This is a genomic window from Hymenobacter polaris (assembly GCF_012927305.1).
In the GTDB taxonomy this organism is placed as follows: domain Bacteria; phylum Bacteroidota; class Bacteroidia; order Cytophagales; family Hymenobacteraceae; genus Hymenobacter; species Hymenobacter polaris.
Genome location: NZ_JABBGH010000001.1, coordinates 1,110,417 through 1,129,012, shown reverse-complemented (window position 1 = coordinate 1,129,012; position 18,596 = coordinate 1,110,417). Strand labels below are relative to the sequence as shown.

At 60.9% G+C, this 18,596-nt stretch carries 15 protein-coding genes, 1 tRNA gene and 1 pseudogene; 15 read left to right on the top strand and 2 right to left on the bottom strand.

Annotated elements, in window-relative coordinates; translation table 11 throughout:
- Positions 1–133 precede the first annotated feature (133 nt).
- Both HHL22_RS04770 and HHL22_RS04765 read left to right on the top strand, forming a co-directional pair.
- Positions 134–1,459, top strand: coding sequence for a dicarboxylate/amino acid:cation symporter (locus tag HHL22_RS04770; RefSeq protein WP_169529801.1), 1,326 nt, complete (start codon positions 134–136; stop codon positions 1,457–1,459).
- 221 nt (positions 1,460–1,680) lie between these two features.
- Complete coding sequence (locus HHL22_RS04765; RefSeq protein WP_169529800.1) at positions 1,681–2,244, top strand: hypothetical protein; 564 nt, start codon at positions 1,681–1,683, stop codon at positions 2,242–2,244.
- A gap of 76 nt (positions 2,245–2,320) precedes the next feature.
- On the opposite strand, the gene HHL22_RS04760 is transcribed toward HHL22_RS04765, so the two are convergent.
- Positions 2,321–3,952, bottom strand: a complete 1,632-nt coding sequence (locus HHL22_RS04760) for a SulP family inorganic anion transporter (protein ID WP_169529799.1) — start codon at positions 3,950–3,952, stop codon at positions 2,321–2,323.
- A 308-nt stretch (positions 3,953–4,260) separates the two neighbouring features.
- Between HHL22_RS04760 and HHL22_RS04755 the strand changes: the two genes are divergently transcribed.
- The 5 genes and pseudogenes from HHL22_RS04755 (at position 4,261) to rplT (ending at position 9,065) form a co-directional block, all read left to right on the top strand.
- Positions 4,261–5,397 (top strand): tetratricopeptide repeat protein, encoded by a 1,137-nt coding sequence (locus HHL22_RS04755; protein ID WP_169529798.1) that lies wholly within the window; start codon positions 4,261–4,263, stop codon positions 5,395–5,397.
- Between the two features lie 162 nt (positions 5,398–5,559).
- On the top strand, positions 5,560–7,497 hold the full coding sequence (thrS, locus tag HHL22_RS04750) for a threonine--tRNA ligase (RefSeq protein ID WP_169529797.1): 1,938 nt from the start codon (positions 5,560–5,562) through the stop codon (positions 7,495–7,497).
- Positions 7,498–7,615: 118 nt separating this feature from the next.
- Positions 7,616–8,173: pseudogene (gene infC, locus HHL22_RS23920) on the top strand (translation initiation factor IF-3); the annotation flags it as partial.
- 178 nt (positions 8,174–8,351) lie between these two features.
- Complete coding sequence (rpmI, locus tag HHL22_RS04740; protein WP_169529796.1) at positions 8,352–8,546, top strand: 50S ribosomal protein L35; 195 nt, start codon at positions 8,352–8,354, stop codon at positions 8,544–8,546.
- A 174-nt stretch (positions 8,547–8,720) separates the two neighbouring features.
- Positions 8,721–9,065 (top strand): 50S ribosomal protein L20, encoded by a 345-nt coding sequence (gene rplT / locus HHL22_RS04735; protein ID WP_169529795.1) that lies wholly within the window; start codon positions 8,721–8,723, stop codon positions 9,063–9,065.
- Between the two features lie 171 nt (positions 9,066–9,236).
- Here the strand turns inward: rplT and HHL22_RS04730 are convergent.
- A tRNA-Met gene (locus tag HHL22_RS04730) sits at positions 9,237–9,310 on the bottom strand.
- Between the two features lie 134 nt (positions 9,311–9,444).
- Between HHL22_RS04730 and HHL22_RS04725 the strand changes: the two genes are divergently transcribed.
- The 8 genes from HHL22_RS04725 (at position 9,445) to bshB1 (ending at position 18,490) form a co-directional block, all read left to right on the top strand.
- Positions 9,445–9,870, top strand: a complete 426-nt coding sequence (locus HHL22_RS04725) for an START-like domain-containing protein (RefSeq protein WP_169529794.1) — start codon at positions 9,445–9,447, stop codon at positions 9,868–9,870.
- Between the two features lie 66 nt (positions 9,871–9,936).
- Complete coding sequence (locus tag HHL22_RS04720) at positions 9,937–11,391, top strand: LptF/LptG family permease (RefSeq protein ID WP_169529793.1); 1,455 nt, start codon at positions 9,937–9,939, stop codon at positions 11,389–11,391.
- A gap of 144 nt (positions 11,392–11,535) precedes the next feature.
- Positions 11,536–11,811, top strand: a complete 276-nt coding sequence (gene rpsO, locus HHL22_RS04715) for a 30S ribosomal protein S15 (protein ID WP_169529792.1) — start codon at positions 11,536–11,538, stop codon at positions 11,809–11,811.
- A gap of 170 nt (positions 11,812–11,981) precedes the next feature.
- Positions 11,982–14,120: a polyribonucleotide nucleotidyltransferase gene (pnp, locus tag HHL22_RS04710; RefSeq protein WP_169529791.1), complete on the top strand. Its 2,139-nt coding sequence runs from the start codon at positions 11,982–11,984 to the stop codon at positions 14,118–14,120.
- A gap of 251 nt (positions 14,121–14,371) precedes the next feature.
- A complete protein-coding gene (locus HHL22_RS04705; RefSeq protein ID WP_144842942.1) occupies positions 14,372–15,235 on the top strand; it encodes a sigma-70 family RNA polymerase sigma factor in 864 nt (287 codons plus the stop codon).
- A 98-nt stretch (positions 15,236–15,333) separates the two neighbouring features.
- The gene (gene trxB / locus HHL22_RS04700; RefSeq protein WP_169529790.1) at positions 15,334–16,263 is read left to right on the top strand and encodes a thioredoxin-disulfide reductase; all 930 of its coding nucleotides are present in this window, start codon (positions 15,334–15,336) and stop codon (positions 16,261–16,263) included.
- A 118-nt stretch (positions 16,264–16,381) separates the two neighbouring features.
- Positions 16,382–17,485, top strand: a complete 1,104-nt coding sequence (locus tag HHL22_RS04695) for a peptidoglycan DD-metalloendopeptidase family protein (protein ID WP_241737964.1) — start codon at positions 16,382–16,384, stop codon at positions 17,483–17,485.
- A 279-nt stretch (positions 17,486–17,764) separates the two neighbouring features.
- Positions 17,765–18,490, top strand: coding sequence for a bacillithiol biosynthesis deacetylase BshB1 (gene bshB1 / locus HHL22_RS04690; protein ID WP_169530971.1), 726 nt, complete (start codon positions 17,765–17,767; stop codon positions 18,488–18,490).
- Positions 18,491–18,596: the final 106 nt, after the last annotated feature.

Below are 18,596 nucleotides of genomic sequence, written 5' to 3'. Positions count from 1 at the left end.
TTGCGCCGGTACGTGGCTGCGGCTGTTTGTGCAAATGCCCGAAACCCGCACCACCTCGCGCCTCACTACCGACCCCGGCGCCAAAGCCTAGGCCCCGGTTCTTTTCGCTACCTTCTCCCGCCTCCTCTCACCCATGAAACGCTGGTATTCCAACCTCACCGTGCAGGTGCTCACGGCCATTGCCCTCGGGGTGCTGGTGGGCGCGCTCTTTCCCAGGCTCGGCGCCGGCCTCAAGCCCGTGGCCGACACCTTTATCAACTTGATAAAGATGCTGATAGCGCCCATTATCTTCCTGACCGTGGTGCTGGGCATCGCCGGTATGGGCAGCCTCAAGAAAGTGGGCCGGGTGGGGGGCAAGGCCCTGCTCTACTTCGAAATCGTGACTACGCTGGCCCTGGCCATCGGCATCGGCGTGGCCAACCTCACGCAGCCGGGCGCCGGCGTGCAAGCCACGGCCCAGGCCGTGCTGCTCGACAGCAAGAAAACCGAGGAAGCCGCCAAGTTTACCGACAAGGCGGGCGAGATGAACTGGGTGGAGTTCTTCACCCACATCGTGCCCGACAACGTGGTGGGCGCCTTTGCTCAGGGCGACATCCTGCAGGTGCTGCTGTTTGCGGTGCTCTTTGGGCTGGCCCTCAATCGCTTGGGCGAGCCCCTGGCTCCGCTCACGCGCACGCTGGAGCGGCTGTCGGCCGTTATGTTTCAGGTGCTGGGGCTGGTGATGAAGCTGGCACCCCTAGGGGCCTTCGGGGGCATGGCCTTCACCATCGGCAAGTACGGCATCGCCACGCTGCTGCCGCTGGGCAAGCTCATGCTGGTGGTGTACGTCACCATGTTCCTGTTCATCTTCGTGGTGCTCAACCTGATACTGCGCTACTACAAGCTGCGCCTGGGCGCGTACCTGAGCTTTATCAAAGAAGAGATTCTGCTGGTGCTGGGCACCTCGTCGTCGGAGTCGGCCCTGCCGCGCATGATTGACAAGCTGGAGCGCCTGGGCTGCTCGCGCTCGGTGGCGGGTCTGGTCATTCCGACGGGCTACTCGTTCAACCTCGACGGCACGAGCATCTACCTTTCCGTTGCGGTTATCTTTCTGGCCCAGGCGTTTAACATCCCGCTCACGTTCACCCAGCAGCTCACGCTCATTGGCATTCTCATCGTCACCAGCAAGGGGGCGGCGGGCGTCACAGGCTCGGGCTTCATTGTGCTGGCTTCCACGCTGGCCGCTACCAAAACCATTCCGGTCGAGAGCGTGGCCCTGCTGCTGGGCGTCGACCGCTTCATGAGCGAAGCCCGCGCCATCACCAACGTCATCGGCAATGGCGTGGCCACGCTGGTCATTGCCAAAAGCGAGGGCGAGTTTGACGAGGCCCGCTACCAGGCCGCCATTGCCGGGCACGCCGTACCAGTAACTCAGATGGCCCCGGCCGCCGTGCCGCAGCCGCTGCTAGAATCGCACTAGCGGCCGGCTGGGTGCAGGAAACGCACTAGAACCCGCCGTTTTGGCTGCGTTACTACGCCGCGCGCGACGCCACTGGCACCTGGGAACGCGAAAACTGCTGGAACACCGAAACGTCCTGCTGGCAGTCGTTTGCCACGCCCTAGGTACGCTTCCACTACCCGCCTGGCTTCACTTTCAATCCTGCGCAGGCTCGCCGCGCCAGCGCCTTCTGCGACTCGGTGGTGGCGCTGCTGCACCCGCCCGGCGCGCAGCCCTTCGACTATTACTTGATGAGTTCGGAGGAAGAGCTAGGCCGGCTGTTCAACTTCGATTACTGGCTGGCCTACAATACCGGCTTCACCCAAAAAGCCTTCAACCGCACTTTCTCCAGCCGCGGCCGCGAGCAGCACCGCCACGAGTTCGTGCACATGCTGTACCCCGCCGTAAAAAACTATTTCCTAGCCGAGGGCCTGGCCACCTACCTGGGCGGCGTAGATGGCCACACGCCCTACCGCGAAACCCTGCGCGCCGTGGCCCTCGATTTGCAGCGGCACCCTGGCGTAACGTTCGAGGACCTCTACACCAGCAAGTTCCGCTACCCCACCAACGCCAACCCGCGCTACGTAGCAGCGGGGCTGGTGTATGAGCTAGTGGCTCAGCGCGCCGGCGTGGGCGCCTTTCAGCAGCTCGAAGAAAGCGAGAACACCTACGCCTCTTTTTTGCAACATTTCGCGGCTTTGCTGCGCCTGCCGCCCCCTAGGGCCGAGGCTCTGCTCAACCAGCAGCTGCGGGCTGCCGCCCGGTAGCTGCCTTTGCCGGCCGCGCCGCCGCGCCCAGGTCGGCGCCCTAAGGCCGTGGTAGCGTGGCAGTTTTCCAGGCCGGCTAGTGCCCTGCCAGCGCCACCTGCGGCACCCCGCGCAGTTCTAATTCGATGCCGCGGGCCGGGGCGGCCTGCCGAAAAGCTTCGATGGCTTCGAGCACGTCGTGGTCAATCACATCGGAGCGGCTGCCATCGAGCAGTACGCGGCTGCCGGCGGGCAGCTGGTCGAGGGTAGTCACGATGCTGGCCTTGTTGAGGAACGACACGTGCTCGGGCAGGCGCAGGTGCAGCAGTTCGCCGGGCGCGGGCGGGGCGTCGGGGGCGCCCGATTCGCGGCGCAGATACGAGCCGGCCTTGGCGTTGTCCTTGAGAATGAAGAAGAACCCGAGCACCAGCCCTAGGCTCACGCCCTTCAGCAGGTCGGTGAACAGCACCGCGATGATGGTGAAGATGAACGGCCCGAACTGCGCCCAGCCCAGGCGCCACTGCTGCCGGTACAGCGCCGGCTTGGTTAGCTTGAAGCCCACCACCAGCAGCACCGCCGCCAGCGCCGACAGCGGAATCAAATTCAGCCAGCGGCCCAGCAGCAACAGGCTGGCCAGCAGCAGCGTGCCGTGAATAAAGGCCGCCAGCCGGGTGCGCGCCCCGGCCGCAATGTTGGCCGACGAGCGCACGATAACCGCCGTGAGGGGCAGCCCGCCGAGCAGGGCGCTGACGAGGTTGCCCGCGCCCTGGGCCAGCAGCTCGCGGTTGGGCGGGGTGTGGCGCTTCTGCGGGTCAAGGTTATCTACGGCCTCGATACTGAGCAGCGTTTCGAGCGAGGCCACGATGGCAATGGTGAGGGCCACGCCGTAGGTGGCCGGCCGGCGCAGGGCCGAGTAGTCGGGCCAGGTCATTTCGCGGCTTAGCTGGCCTAGGGTCGTTAGCACCGGCAAGTGCACCAGGTGGGCGGGCCGCACCTGCCAGGCCGGCGCCAGTAGGTGCAGCAACTGGTTGAGGCCCAGCGCGGCCAGCACCGCCACCAGCGCCCCCGGCACCAGCCGCGCCCAGGCTTGGCGCCGCACCACCGGGCGGTCCCAGAGCAGCAGCAAAAGCAGCGATGCCAGCCCAATCAGCACCGAGCCGGGACTAAACGCCCCCAGGGCCGCTCCCAGCTCGGTGAAGGTGGTGCGCCCGTCGGCCTGGAAAAACTCCAGGTCTTCGAAGTAGTCCTTGTCGAACCCCACGAAGTGCGGCAGCTGCTTCAGAATGAGGATGATGCCAATGGCCGCCAGCATCCCCCGAATAACGGCCGCCGGAAAATAAAGCGCGATAATGCCCGCCCGCGCCGCGCCCAGCGCCAGCTGCATGACGCCCGCCACGGCCGTAGCCGCCGCCACCGCCGGAAAAGACCCTAGGGTGCCAATGGCCGACACCATGACGATAGTAAGGCCCGCCGCCGGCCCGCTCACGCTCACGTGCGAGCCGCTCAGCAAACTCACCACCAACCCACCCACGATGCCCGCCACCAGCCCCGCCAGCAGCGGCGCCCCCGAGGCCAGCGAAATGCCTAAACACAGCGGCAGCGCCACCAGAAATACTACCAGTCCCGCCGGCGCATCCTGGCTGAGGTGGGCAAAAGGCGAAGTGGGAGAGGGCGGAATAGTTGCTTTAGCAGCAGCCAGCGGTGCCGGAGCAGGTAGCGGGTGGGGCATAGAGAAGAATGGGTTGGTAGGTAAAATCTACTTGGTGTGTACTATTTTTCATCAGTACTTCATGTGTAAAAGTACTTGTTGCCCAGGCTGAAAGCAACAAGGATTAAGAAAAGATGAATGAAAGCCACGCACCGGCCACGCTGCCAGCGGTCAGGCCAATTAGAGAGTGTGGTGGCCGGCGCTACCCCTTAGCCTGGGTCTCTGTGGGCACACGGGGCAAGGCAACAGTAGGCACGCTTGGCTGCCTAACGCGCCTGCGGGGTCTGGATAAAAAGGCTGACCAGCCCGGCCGGGCGTAATTTTGACGTATGCCCGTCTCGCTGCGTTTGCTTCTTTACTGCTTGCTGGCGCTACTGGGCGCCTGCCAGGCCGCGCCCGCCGAGCAGCCCGACACGCTGGTGAACCTGGCTACCGTGCAAAGCGGCCCTAGGGTGCAGGCCGACGAACTAGATGGCGCCATTCGGCAGCAGCCTCAGAATACGGCCCTGCTGGCTCGCCGTGCCAGCTTGCGCCTGGCCGCCGGTCAGCCCACCGCCGCCCTGCGCGACGTATCGGCCGCCCTTGCCATCGACGACCAGGATGGCGACTTGTATTACTTGCAGGCCCGCGCCCTGCGGGCCCTAGGGCGCCTAACTGAGGCGCTGACCGCCGCCCGCGCTGCCGCCGCCGCCGGCTACAACGCGCCCGAGCTACCTCTGCTGGAGGGCGAAACCCACTTGGCCGCCCACCAGTACGATGCCGCCCTGGCCAGCCTCGACCGCACCCTGCGCCTCGACCCCGACCAGCCGGCCGCCCTCTTCTACAAAGGTCTGGCCTACGCCGCCACCCAGGATACCGTGCAGGCCTTCGACTACCTGCGCGCCGCCCTGGCCCGCGACCCCCGCCAGCCCGAGATTCTGCACCAGCTGGCTTTTCTGAGTAATGCCTACCGGGTGCCTACCGATGCGGCCCGCTACGCCACCCTAGGGCTGCGCCTCGACTCGGCCTCGGGGGCGCTGCACTACGATTTTGGCCGCCAGCTGGAGCTGCAGGGCCGCCCCGACAGCGCCCTGCGCTACTACCGCCGCGCCCTGGTGCTCGACAGCACCCAGTACCGGGCCGACTACCGGCTGGCGCTGGCCGCCAGCGCCCACGGCCAGCGCCCCGCCGCCGTTATTCCGCACCTGCGCCGGGCCCTGCGCCGCAACCCGCGCCTGCCCCAGGCCCGGCAGCTGCTGGCCGAAGCCCTCGAAGCCCAGCGCCGCCTGCCCGAAGCCCTGCGGCAATACCGCATGCTGGTGCTCGAAAACCCCGGCAACACCCACTGGACTTACAAGGTGTGGACGCTGGGGCAGAAAGTGCAGTCCGCCCTGCCCGACAGCCTGCGCACCGGCCCGCGCTACTACCCACGCCCGGCCAGCCTCAGGCCCCGCCCCGCCGCCGAGGCGCTTTTGCCGTCCCGCTAGCCCCTAGGGCACTATCAAGCGAGTAGGTTGGTTTAGGAAGATGGCGTTTTGGCGCCGTCCGCGCTCCGCGCCCTCTGCGGGCAATCCGTTAGCGCCAGTCCGCCGAAAACCACCGCCCTAGTAACTTGCCGCCCCGTTTGCGACTTTCGCAGCGACTACCCCATGCTTCATATCACCCTCCCCGATGGCTCGGTCCGCCCGGTCGAGCCCGGCACGACTGGCTACGACCTGGCCGCTGGCATCAGCGAAGGCCTGGCCCGCAACGCCTTGGCAGTAAAAGTCAACGGTGAAATCCGCGACCTGCACCGCCCCTTCACCCAAGATGCCCAGGTGGAAATCCTTACCTGGAACGACGCCGGCGGCAAGCAGGCTTATTGGCATTCCTCGGCCCACCTCATGGCCGAAGCCCTCGAAGCGCTGTATCCCGGCGTAAAGCTGGCCATTGGCCCGGCCATCGAAAACGGCTTCTACTACGACGTGGACCTGGGCGAGGGCCGCACCATCAGCTCCGACGACTTTCCGCTCATTGAGAAGAAAATGCTGGAGCTGGCTAAAAACAAGAGCCGCTTCGAGCGCCGCGAGGTGCCCAAGGCCGAGGCCGTGGCCTACTTCACCGAGAAGCAGGACCCCTATAAACTCGAGCTGCTTGAAAACCTGGAGGACGGCAACATCACTTTCTACACCCAGGGCAGCTTCACCGACCTCTGCCGCGGCCCCCACATTCCGGATACCAGCCCCATTAAGGCGGCTAAAATCATGAATGTGGCCGGCGCGTACTGGCGCGGTGACGAGAAAAACAAGCAGCTCACGCGCCTCTACGGCATCACCTTCCCCAAGCAGAAGGACCTAACCGAGTACCTCGAAAAGCTGGAGGAAGCCAAGCGCCGCGACCACCGCAAGCTGGGCAAGGAGCTGGAGCTGTTCGCCTTCTCGGAGAAGGTGGGCGCCGGCCTGCCGCTGTGGCTGCCCAAGGGTACGGCCCTGCGCGAGCGCTTAGAGCAGTTTCTGCGCAAAGCCCAGGTAAAAGCTGGCTACCAGCCTGTGGTGACGCCCCACATCGGCGCCAAAGAGCTGTACGTGACCAGCGGCCACTACGAGAAGTACGGCGCCGACTCGTTTCAGCCCATCAAGACGCCCAACCCCGGCGAGGAGTTCTTCCTCAAGCCGATGAACTGCCCCCACCACTGCGAAATCTACCGCACCAAGCCCCGCAGCTACCGCGACCTGCCGGTGCGCCTGGCCGAGTTTGGCACCGTGTACCGCTACGAGCAGAGCGGCGAGCTGCACGGCCTAACCCGCGTGCGCGGCTTCACGCAGGATGATGCCCACATCTTCTGCCGCCCCGACCAGGTAATCGACGAGTTCAAGAAAGTCGTCGACTTGGTCTTGTACGTATTCAAGGCCCTAGGCTTCACCGAGTTCACGGCTCAGGTAAGCCTGCGCGACCCGGAGAATAAAGCCAAGTACATCGGCAGCGACGAGAACTGGACGATTGCCGAAAACGCTATCATCCAGGCGGCGGCCGAAAAGGGCCTAACCACCGTCACGGAGCTGGGCGAGGCGGCCTTCTACGGCCCCAAGCTCGACTTTATGGTGCGCGATGCCCTAGGGCGCCGCTGGCAGCTGGGCACAGTGCAGGTAGATTACAACCTGCCCGAGCGCTTCGACTTGGAATACGTGACGCCCGACAACACCCGCGCCCGCCCAGTGATGATTCACCGCGCGCCGTTTGGCTCTTTGGAGCGCTTCGTGGCCGTGCTCATCGAGCATACGGCCGGCAACTTCCCGCTCTGGCTCTCGCCCGAGCAGTTCACGGTGCTGCCCATCTCCGACAAATTTGCTGATTACGCCTACCAAGTAAAAGCCGCCTTGGAGGCGGCCGACCTGCGCGGCACCGTAGATGCCCGCGACGAGCGCATTGGCCGTAAAATCCGCGATGCGGAGCTGGCCAAAACGCCCTATTTGCTGGTAGTTGGCGAGAAAGAGGCGCAAGACAACTTGGTAAGCGTGCGCCGCCACGGTGAGGGCGACCTTGGCTCGATGCCGCTCGACGCCTTTATTAAAAGCGTGCAAAATCAAGTAGCCGAAGCTATGGGCTAGCTTGATTAGGATATACCAAGTAATTTTCCGATATTTGCCCCCCGAACGCCTGGCCATCCGCCGGGCGTTCCCCTTAAAAACATCTTTCCAGCCACATTTCAGCAGGAGGACTTTCGCCATAGCTACCCCGAATCGTCGATACGTGCCCCGCCAGCAGGTGGAGGAGCCGTTCAAAATCAATCAGAAAATCACCGCCCGCGAAGTTCGCCTGGTCGGTGATAATGTCGAGCAGGGTGTTTACCCGACCGACCAAGCCCGCAAAATGGCCCAGGACCAGAACCTGGACCTCGTGGAGATTTCGCCCACGGCTACGCCGCCCGTTTGCCGCGTCATCGACTACTCGAAATTTAAATACGAGCAGAAGAAAAAAACTCGTGAGCTGAAGGCTAAGCAAACCAAAGTTGTTCTTAAGGAGATTCGCTTCGGCCCCAATACCGACGACCACGACTTTGACTTTAAGCTCAAGCACGCGCAAGAGTTTTTAAAGGAAGGCGCCAAAATCAAGGCCTACGTGCACTTTGTAGGTCGTAGCATCGTCTTCAAGGAACGCGGTGAAATACTGCTGCTCAAGTTTGCCCAGGCCCTCGAGGACCTAGCCAAAGTGGAGCAGCTACCCAAGCTCGAAGGCAAGCGCATGTTTTTGTACCTGGCGCCCAAGGCCGTGGTAGTGGCCAAGGCCAAGCCGGCCCCCGCGCCGGCCAGCAAGGAAGCCAAGCCCGCCGCCCCGGCCAAAGAGGCTGCTCCCACACCCACCGAATAGCTCCCAACCTCTCCGGTTGTTGATGACTGCCGCCGCCTTAGCGAGGGCTAGGAGCCGGCGTCAGTTCCAAACAATCAATAATCAACCCCCAACCATGCCCAAAGTAAAAACCAAGTCGGGCGCCAAGAAGCGCTTTAAGCTCACCGGCACCGGCAAAGTGAAGCGCAAGCACGCCTTCAAGTCGCACATCCTCACCAAGAAAAGCACCAAGCGCAAGCGCGCCCTCACCCACGCCGGCCTCGTAAGCACCGCCGACATGAATCGGGTGAACCAGATGCTCAATATTTAATTATGAAGTAGAAATTATGAATCATGAGTTAGCTAGTTTGATGTAGCTAAGTGACTCGAAATCAATTCATAATTTTTGATTCGTAATTCATAATTATTTTCATCCCGGCTTCCGGCCGAAACTCAAGCTGCTGCTGAACCAGCGCGCCGGCTGCCAAAAAACAACTAGGTTACTATGCCCCGCAGTGTCAATCACGTGGCTTCGCGCCACCGCCGCAAAAAGGTAATGCGCCTCGCCAAAGGCTACTATGGCCGGCGCAAAAATGTCTGGACCGTCGCCAAAAACGCCGTTGAAAAAGGCTTGGTGTACGCTTACCGCGACCGTAAGGTAAAGAAGCGCGAGTTCCGCGCCCTCTGGATTCAGCGTATCAACGCTGGCGCCCGCGAGCATGGCCTCTCGTACTCGCAGCTGATGGGCGGCCTCAAAGCCGCTGGCATCGACCTCAACCGCAAGGTGCTGGCCGACCTCGCCCTCAACCATCCGGCTGCCTTCGCGGGCATCGTCGAGAAAGTGAAGTAAACGCGAGTGGTTCCACCCTCGGGGAGCCACTCACCCAAACTGCATCTGAAACGCGCTTGCCCCCTGGGAGGAGGTAGGCGCGTTTTTTGCTTTTAGCCCCCTGCCAAGCTTGCTGCTACTGCTAGCAATGCAAAAAAGCCGCTCCAGCTAAGCTGAAACGGCTTTTGAAAGTAGCGGGGACGAGAGTTGAACTCGTGACCTCAGGGTTATGAATCCTGTGCTCTAACCAACTGAGCTACCCCGCCGGGTGGTGTTTGGGAGCGCAAAGGTAGGAAAAAACTGTCTCTTTTCCCAATCTCTGCGCGCATAAATTCTTGTTTTTTGCCCACCAGGCCACTCTCGCAGCGGTAAGGGTCGGGCTCTTTTCTATAAAGTACCTATGCCTGAGTTAGTAACCAGCAAGCGCCGCTTCGAGCGCGAATACGCTATCAATGCCTCGCCGCGAATTCTGTTTCCTTACATTGCCTCTGCTTCGGGTTTGGCGCAGTGGTTTTGCGATGCTGCCCGCCTCGACCCCGACCATCGCCTGACCCTGGTGTGGGACCAGCAAAACCACTACGCCGAGGTGACCGCCGAGCGCCCCGGCCGCAGCATTCGCTACGTGTTTCTGGACGAGCACAAGCAGCCGAAAAGCGACGCTAGCTACCTGGATTTGACCCTCGAATCCTCACGCATTACGCAGGAAGTGTTTTTGCGAGTTACCGATTATTCCAGCCACTCCGACGAGGAGCAGCTGGAGCTGTGGGAGGGCCTGGTGCACCGCCTGCGCGAGCAAGTAAGCGGCGAGGCTGGCAACCGCCGTTAGTTTGTCGCCCCTGCACTATCGGTCCAACCGCTGCGTTGAGAAGCGGGCCTAGGCCCTGCGCTACTTATGCTTAAAAAACTCGATAAGCTGATAATTAAGGCTTTTGCCGGACCTTTCCTGCTCACGTTTGCGGTAGTAGAATTTATTTTCTTGACCCAAACGCTGCTCAAATACCTTGATGACCTGGTGGGCAAGGACCTAGGGTTGCTGGTATTCGTGAAGCTGCTGTTTTATTTCGCGGTGCTCATCGTGCCCATCTCGCTGCCGCTGGCAGTGCTGCTCTCGTCTTTGATGACCTACGGCAGCCTAGGCGAGCACCACGAGTTGACGGCCATCAAGTCGTCGGGCATTGCCCTCACGCGCATTCTGCGGCCGGTAATGCTGCTGAGCCTGGGGCTGGCGGCCGGCGGCTTTTGGTTTAATGAGCATATCGTGCCGAAAGCCAACCTGGGGGCCTATAGCTTGCTCTGGGACGTGCGACAGAAAAAGCTGGCCCTCGATATCCGGCCAGGCGTATTCTACAACGGTATTCCGGGCTTCACCATCAAGGTGGACAAGAAAGTGGGGCCCGAGCACGATATTCTGATGGGCGTTATGATATACGACCACCGGCAGCAGGGCGGCAACTCGACCATGATGCTGGCCGACTCGGGGCGCATGTTTACGCGGGCCAGCGGGCAGTACCTGGTTATGGAGCTGCATCGTGGCCATACCTACGTGGAGCAGCCCGACACCCGCGACCGCAACGCCGCCTCTTTTGCGCGTGAGGGCTTTAAGAAGAACGTGATAACGTTTTCGCTGGCTTCCTTTAACCTGAATAATACCAAGAAAGAGCTGTTTAAATCGAACCGGATGATGCTGACGATTCCGCAGCTTCGGCACGCTACCGATTCCATTCAGCAAAAGCTGCAGCACGAGCGCCGCCTGCTGCCCCTGCAGCTAAGTGGCTACTACACCTACATGCGGTTCGACACGGCGGGGCGGGGCCAGAACCGCCGGGCCGAGCGGCTGCAAGTAGCAGCCAACCGCTTACCGCCCCTTACGGTACAGGGTGCCGAGCAGGCCCTGTCGCGGGCGCGCAACGCGCAAGGCTTTATAGGGGCTACCTCGGCGCGGCTACTAGAAGTAGCCCACGACTCGGCCGAGCACCGCATCGAGATTTATAAGAAGTTTACCCAGTCGCTGGCCATCGTGCTCATGTTTCTGATTGGCGCACCCCTAGGGGCCATTATCAAGAAAGGCGGCATTGGAGTGCCCATTCTAGTGTCCATCGTGTTTTTCATCGTGTTCTACGTGTTCACGACCATGGGCGAGAAGTACGCCAAGGACTTTATTTTGCCCGTTTGGACCGGTACCTTCCTGCCCATTGCGGCGCTGCTGCCGTTTGGCTTATTCTTTCTTTACCAAGCCTATCACGACTCGGGCCTGCTTGAAACCGACTTCTGGCGGCGGCTGGCCCAGCGCCTGCCGCGCTTCCCCAAGCTGCGCCAGTTGGTGCTGCCGCAGCCCGCGCAGGGTTAGCAACACCGCGGGCCAATGCTTGCCAGGGGGCTAGGGCGCCTTGGAATCGTGAAAGTTTTCACGTACCTTTGCGCCCGCCTCGCGGTGCGGGGTGAGCTTTTCTTATTATTTCACAATCTAAGACGGGGTCAAACCTATCTGCCGATGATTCTCTCGACCGAGGCCAAGCAGGCCATCTTCGAAAAAAACAGCCTTCAGAAATCAAGCACCGATACCGGGTCGGCCGAGTCGCAAATTGCGCTGTTTACGCACCGCATTCAGCACCTGACCGAGCACCTCAAGGTGAACAAGAAGGACCACAGCACCCGCCTGGGTTTGCTGAAACTGGTTGGTAAGCGCCGCCGGATGCTCGATTACCTCCAGCACCGCGAGATTAACCGCTACCGCGCCATCATTAAGGAGCTGGGCATCCGTAAGTAAGCCCTTCGCCAATCAGCAGGGAGCCTTCACACCGAAGGTTCCCTGCTCTTTTTTTACCCCGTAGTGCTGCCCCGGACATGAGACGTGGAAGCCGGGCCTAGGGCCCTGGCCGAACCAGACCGCACCCGCTCATGTCTAGTCTAAAACGTCTCTTGTCTAATTCCCCACTGATGCCCGCTCCCCACGCGATTACCAAAACGCTGGCGCTGCCCGATGGCCGCCAGCTTTCCATTGAAACCGGCAAGCTCGCCAAATTTGCCGATGGCGCCGTCGTAGTGCGCCTCGGCGATACCATGCTGCTGGCCACCGTCGTATCGGCCCCCAGCCAGCGCGAAGGTGTTGACTTTCTGCCTTTGTCGGTTGACTACCAGGAAAAATTCGGCTCGGCCGGCAAAATCCCTGGCTCCTTTCAGCGCCGCGAAGGCCGCCTCTCCGACTACGAAATCCTGATTTGCCGCCTCGTGGACCGCATCCTGCGGCCCATGTTCCCCAAAGACTATCACTACGAGGTGCAGGTGATGATTAACCTCATCTCGGCCGACAAAGAAGTGCAGCCCGACGCGCTGGCCGCCCTGGCCGCTTCGGCCGCGCTCTCGATTTCGGATATTCCCTTTGCCGGTCCCATCTCGGAAGTGCGGGTGGCCCGCATCGACGGCCAGTTCCAGATTAACCCCAAAACCAGCGACTTGCAGCGCGCCGACATGGACCTCATCGTGGGTGCCACCGGCGACTCAGTAGCCATGGTAGAGGGCGAGATGCACGAGGTGAGCGAGGAAGAGATGGTAGCCGCTATCGCCTTCGCTCATGAGGCCATCAAGGCCCAGGTGCAGCTGCAGAAAGACTTGGCCGAGGCCGTGGGCCGCACGCCCGACGCCCAGCCCCGCGAATATCCTAAGTACGAGGAAAATGACGCGCTCAAGGCCCTCATTCACGAGGGTATCTACCAGGGTGCCTACGACGTGGCCCGCTCGGGCAACACTAGCAAGAGCGGCCGCAAGGAAGGTTTCTCGGGCGTTAAAAAGGCGTTCCTAGATAAGCTAGTGGCTGAGCAGCCCGAGCTGGACATGAAAATGTTTAGCCGCTACTACGGCTCGGCCGAGAAGAAAGCCATCCGCGACATGATGGTAAAAGAGCGCGTGCGCCTCGACGGCCGCCAGCTTACCGAAATTCGCCCCATCTGGTCGGAAATCAACTACCTGCCCGGCGCCCACGGCTCGGCCATCTTCACCCGCGGCGAAACCCAGAGCCTGACCACGGCCACCCTCGGCACCAAGCTCGATGAGCAAATCATCGACCAGCCGCTGACCAAGGGTTACAACCGCTTCATGCTGCACTACAACTTCCCTGGTTACTCGACCGGCGAGGTGAAGCCCAACCGCGGCGCCGGCCGCCGCGAAATTGGCCACGGCAACCTGGCCATGCGCTCGCTCAAGCAAGTGCTGCCGCCCGACGACGAAAACCCCTACACCATCCGCATCGTGTCGGACATTCTGGAGTCGAACGGCTCTAGCTCGATGGCCACCGTGTGCGCCGGCTCGCTGGCGCTGATGGACGCGGGCGTGAAAGTGCGCGCCGCCGTGGCGGGCATCGCCATGGGCCTCGTACAAGACAAGGAAACCGGCGAGTACGCCGTGCTGAGCGACATCCTAGGCGACGAGGACCACCTCGGTGACATGGACTTCAAAGTAACGGGCACCGAGAAAGGCATTTGCGCCTGCCAGATGGACATCAAAATCCAGGGCCTGAGCAACGAGATTCTGACCGCCGCGCTGCACCAGGCCCGCGAAGGCCGCCTGCACATCCTGCGCGAGATGGCTAAGACCATCGCCGCCCCGGCGCCCGAGCTGAAGGCCCATACGCCGCGCTCACACAAGATGCTGATTGACAAAGAGTTTATCGGCGCCGTAATCGGGCCGGGCGGCAAGGTCATCCAGCAGATTCAGAAGGATACCAACGCCACGGTTATCATCGAGGAGAAGGACGAGAAGGGCCACGTGAGCATCTATGCCGCCAACCAAGCCGATATGCAAGGTGCCATCGACCGCATCCGCGCCATTGCGGCCCAGCCCGAGGTGGGCGAGGTCTACAAAGGCAAGGTGCGCAGCATCCAGCCTTACGGTGCCTTCGTGGAAATTATGCCCGGCAAGGACGGCCTGCTGCACATCTCGGAAGTCACCCACGAGCGCATTGCCTCGCTGGAGGGCGTGCTCGAAGTAGGGCAGGACATCGACGTGAAGCTGGTGGATATCGATAAGAAAACCGGCAAGTACCGTTTGTCGCGCAAGGTGCTGCTGGCCAAGCCCGCCTAGGGCTTGGCGCAGAGCCTGAAGTAGTAAATACGGCGGGTGGGAAACGCTTTAACAAAGTTTCCCACCCTAGGCCGACTTTCCAAGCAAAAACGAGGGCTATGGAGTAACTTCCAAGCCTCTTTACGACTTCCTATATAAAATAGAACTTTCGGCCGCGTAAGCTCGTTGCTTACTATTAAACCGGCGGAAAGCTGGAGAATTTATGCGTTCTCACTTACCCTTTGAAAACTAGTTAATTAGCGCCGTTACCGATGAGACAGCTAAAAATCAGCAAGCAGATTACCAACCGCGAGAGCCAGTCGCTAGATAAGTACCTCCAGGAGATTGGTAAAGTGGACCTGCTGACGCCCGACGAAGAGGTAACGCTCGCCCAACGCATTCGCGACGGCGACCAGAAAGCGCTCGAAAAGCTTACTAAAGCTAACCTGCGCTTTGTGGTGTCGGTAGCCAAGCAGTACCAAAACCAGGGCCTTAGCCTTGGCGACCTCATTAACGAGGGCAACCTAGGCCTCATTAAAGCCGCCAAACGCTTTGATGAGACTCGGGGCTTTAAGTTCATCTCCTACGCCGTGTGGTGGATTCGCCAAAGCATTCTGCAGGCTTTGGCCGAGCAAAGCCGCATCGTGCGCCTGCCCCTGAATCGAGTGGGCTCGCTGAATAAAATCAGCAAGTCATTCTCGGAGCTGGAGCAGAAATTCGAGCGCGAGCCCTCGCCCGAAGAAATTGCTGAGGTGCTAGAGTTGACGACTTCGGAAGTGGTGGACACGCTGAAAATTTCGGGTCGTCACGTGTCGGTAGACGCACCGTTTGTGCAGGGCGAGGAAAACCGCTTGCTCGATGTGCTCGAAAACGAGGACGAAGAAACGCCCGACTCGGGGCTGATGAACGACTCGCTGCGCAAGGAAGTACAGCGCGCCCTCTCGACCCTGACCAAGCGCGAGGCCGACGTAATTACGCTCTACTTCGGGCTGAACGGCGAGGCTGCCCTGACGCTGGAAGAGATTGGCGAGAAATTTAATCTAACCCGCGAGCGGGTGCGCCAGATAAAAGAAAAGGCTATCCGCCGTCTGCGCCACACCTCGCGTTCGAAGGCGCTGAAGCCGTACTTAGGCTAAGACTTCCGCGTTATTTTTGCAATTGAAAACCCCGACCGTGAGGTTGGGGTTTTTTGTAGGGCGTCCGCTTGGTTTACGCCCACTTTATTGACTTTTTCATGGAACATATTCATTGCTTGATAATTGGGTCGGGCCCGGCGGGCTACACGGCCGCTATATATGCTGCGCGCGCCGGCCTGAAACCCGTTATGTATATGGGCCTGCAGCCCGGCGGGCAGCTAACCATCACCAACGATGTGGAGAACTTTCCGGGCTATCCGGATGGGGTGATGGGCCCGGAGATGATGGAAGACTTGAAAAAGCAGGCCGAGCGCTTCGGCACCGACATTCGCTACGGCATTGCTACCAAGGTGGACTTTTCGGCTTGCCCGCACAAAATCACCATTGACGAAACCACGGAGCTAACGGCCGACGCGGTAATTATTGCTACCGGGGCCTCGGCCAAGTGGCTGGGGCTGCCCTCGGAGGCGCGCCTCAACGGGGCGGGCGTGTCGGCCTGCGCGGTGTGCGATGGCTTTTTCTACCGCGGTAAAGACGTGGCGATTGTGGGCGCCGGCGACACGGCGGCCGAGGAGGCTTCGTACCTGGCTAATCTGTGCTCGAAAGTGTATATGCTGGTGCGTAAGGATGCCATGCGTGCTTCCAAGATTATGCAGAAGCGGGTGCTGGAAAACCCCAAGATTGAAGTGCTGTTCGATACCGTGACGGAGGAAATTTTGGGGGAGCATGCGGTGGAGGCTGTGCGGGTGAAGAACCTGATGAGCGGTGAGGAGAAGGAGATTCCCGTGCACGGCTTTTTCGTAGCTATTGGGCACGAGCCTAACTCCAAGATTTTTCAGGAATACCTGCACCACGACGAGCAGGGCTACTTGAAGACCCTGCCCGGCACCGCCAAGACCAACGTGGACGGCGTATTTGCCTGCGGCGACGTGCAGGACTTTACCTACCGGCAGGCCGTAACGGCCGCGGGTACCGGCTGCATGGCTGCCCTCGACGCCGAGCGCTACCTGGCTGGGCTGAAGAGCTAAAGGCTGAGCTGGTGCAGCCGACGCATACCGGCCGGCGACCTTTGCGCGTTAACTACCCCCTAGACTGCCGGCCGGGAACTGCCTGATGAGCGCTCCCGGCCGGTTTAGCGAGCTTGATTTGACTTCATTAAAGCACATTACCGGCCTGCTTCTGCTGTTGGCCTGCTTGCTGGTGGGGCCGTCGGCCTGGGCGCAGCACCGCAAGCCGCGGGCGCGAGCTGGTACGCCGCGCGCCCGCGGCGACTTTTTCCGGGCCAAGGCTCCCACCATGCGCTACGTGCGCCCCGACACGACTACCATCATCGAAACTGAGCAACTGCCCGATGAAAAGTCGGACGCTGCCAAGTCGATTTTTAACCCCGCTCGCAAGCTCAGCATCGTGAGCGAGGACACCACCACGCTCAACGAGGGCGGGCAGGAGATAGTGGAAATGTCTGACGAGGTGCTGATTGATACCTCGTGGGTGCGCGTGGCGGGCTACTATTCCATCTGGGACACGCATAATATTAATCCCTATCGGGTGGATGGGCGCCGCATCCGCGATACGCTGGTGCTGCACCTGACCGATGACGAGCGGCAGCGCTTTGCCAAAATGCCCCTGGCCACCACGCCCATTACCTCAGGCTTTACGTTTCGCTGGGGGCGCTGGCACTTTGGGGTCGATTTGGATTTGAATACCGGCGATTCGGTGCGGGCGGTATTTGATGGCGTGATGCGCATCAGCAAGTGGGATGGGGGCGGTTACGGAAACTATCTGCTTGTGCGCCATTATAATGGCCTTGAAACCCTCTATGGGCACTTGAGTAAGCCGCTGGTGCCGGTGGGCACCTTCGTGAAGGCCGGCCAGGTGATCGGCCTAGGCGGCAGCACGGGGCGCAGTACGGGCTCGCACCTGCACTTCGAGGTGCGCTACGAGGGCAATCCCATCAACCCGACCTACGTCTACAGCTTTCCCGAATACAAGCTGAAGAGCGAGACGTTTCGCATCACTTCTTCGCTGTTCAATTACTACAACCGGGCCCTAGGCGGCGGACGGGGCCGTAGCCGAAGTCGGAGCCGCGAGCCCGCTGCCGCCCGCCAAGTGGCCCTGCACCGGGTGCGCTCAGGGGATACACTCTCCGAAATTGCGGACCGCTACGGCGTGCGCGTCAGTACCCTTCAAAAGCTCAATCCGAAGCTGCGCGGTAAGCTCCAGCCCGGCCAAAAGCTGCGGGTTAAATAGACCACTGATTAGCGCGGATTTTAGCGAATTCCACGGATTTTGTGGACGCTCTGCTTTTTCTAGCGCCAGTAGCGGAAAATGGGTTTAAAGTAGCCATTTGTTAGCCGGCCAGTGGTTCCTGGCCAAATAAGGCAATGGTTACTAATTACAGCGGCTACTGCAACTGCTACTTATAGGTGCCGGCTACTAGCTAGCCGCGTAGCAAAACTGCTGAATGACAGCAGCGTATAAGGCCATCCACAAAATCCGTGAAATCCGTTAAAATCCGCGTAATCCGTGATTAAATTAGATATTCTGGCCCTTGGGGCCCACCCCGATGATGTGGAGATGTCGTGCTCGGGCACGCTGCTGGCAGCCGTAGCGGCGGGCAAAAAGGTAGGCATCGTCGATTTTACGCGGGGCGAGCTGGGCACCCGCGGCACCCCCCAGACCCGGGCAGCCGAAGCCGACGCTGCCAGCAAAATCCTGCGGCTAAGTGTTCGCGAAAACCTGGGCTTGCCCGATGGCTTTTTCCAAAATGACCGGGCGCACCAGCTGCCCCTCATTGCCGCGCTGCGGCGCTACCAGCCCGAGGTCGTGCTCTGCAATGCCATCAGCGACCGGCACCCCGACCACGGGCGCGGCGCCCAACTAGCCACCGACGCCTGCTTCCTGAGCGGCTTGCGCATGATTGAGACCCTAGGGGCCGATGGGCAGCCCCAGGCCGCCTGGCGCCCCAAGCACGTGTACCACTACATCCAGGACCGGCAGCTGGTGGCCGACTTTGTGGTGGATATTACCCCGCACTGGGCCGGCAAATGGGCCAGCATCAACGCCTACGGCACCCAGTTTTTTAACCCTAATGCCGACCCTGCTGCGCCGCAAACTTACTTGTCTGGTGATACTTTTCACCGCTTTATGGAAGCGCGGGCGCGTGAGTTTGGCCACCTGATAGGGGTGGAGTTTGGCGAAGGATTTACCGTGGAGAGAACTCTGGGGATAAAGGAGTTGGGTGACTTGGTTTAAAGTATTAAGTATTTTAAAAAGGCGGTCATGCTGAGCCCCGCGAAGCATCTCTACCGCATCGTCTAGGTGACGTTTGGTAGAGATGCTTCGCGGGGATCAGCATGAC

What these genes read in the sequence shown, in the direction of transcription:
- HHL22_RS04760 (WP_169529799.1), bottom strand. Translation starts at nt 3,952, where the DNA reads ATGCCCCACCCGCTACCTGCTCCGGCACCGCTGGCTGCTGCTAAAGCA.
- HHL22_RS04720 (WP_169529793.1), top strand. Translation starts at nt 9,937, where the DNA reads ATGCTTAAAAAACTCGATAAGCTGATAATTAAGGCTTTTGCCGGACCT.
- HHL22_RS04705 (WP_144842942.1), top strand. Translation starts at nt 14,372, where the DNA reads ATGAGACAGCTAAAAATCAGCAAGCAGATTACCAACCGCGAGAGCCAG.
- HHL22_RS04755 (WP_169529798.1), top strand. Translation starts at nt 4,261, where the DNA reads ATGCCCGTCTCGCTGCGTTTGCTTCTTTACTGCTTGCTGGCGCTACTG.
- HHL22_RS04770 (WP_169529801.1), top strand. Translation starts at nt 134, where the DNA reads ATGAAACGCTGGTATTCCAACCTCACCGTGCAGGTGCTCACGGCCATT.
- thrS (WP_169529797.1), top strand. Translation starts at nt 5,560, where the DNA reads ATGCTTCATATCACCCTCCCCGATGGCTCGGTCCGCCCGGTCGAGCCC.
- rpsO (WP_169529792.1), top strand. Translation starts at nt 11,536, where the DNA reads ATGATTCTCTCGACCGAGGCCAAGCAGGCCATCTTCGAAAAAAACAGC.
- HHL22_RS04725 (WP_169529794.1), top strand. Translation starts at nt 9,445, where the DNA reads ATGCCTGAGTTAGTAACCAGCAAGCGCCGCTTCGAGCGCGAATACGCT.
- rplT (WP_169529795.1), top strand. Translation starts at nt 8,721, where the DNA reads ATGCCCCGCAGTGTCAATCACGTGGCTTCGCGCCACCGCCGCAAAAAG.
- rpmI (WP_169529796.1), top strand. Translation starts at nt 8,352, where the DNA reads ATGCCCAAAGTAAAAACCAAGTCGGGCGCCAAGAAGCGCTTTAAGCTC.
- trxB (WP_169529790.1), top strand. Translation starts at nt 15,334, where the DNA reads ATGGAACATATTCATTGCTTGATAATTGGGTCGGGCCCGGCGGGCTAC.
- pnp (WP_169529791.1), top strand. Translation starts at nt 11,982, where the DNA reads ATGCCCGCTCCCCACGCGATTACCAAAACGCTGGCGCTGCCCGATGGC.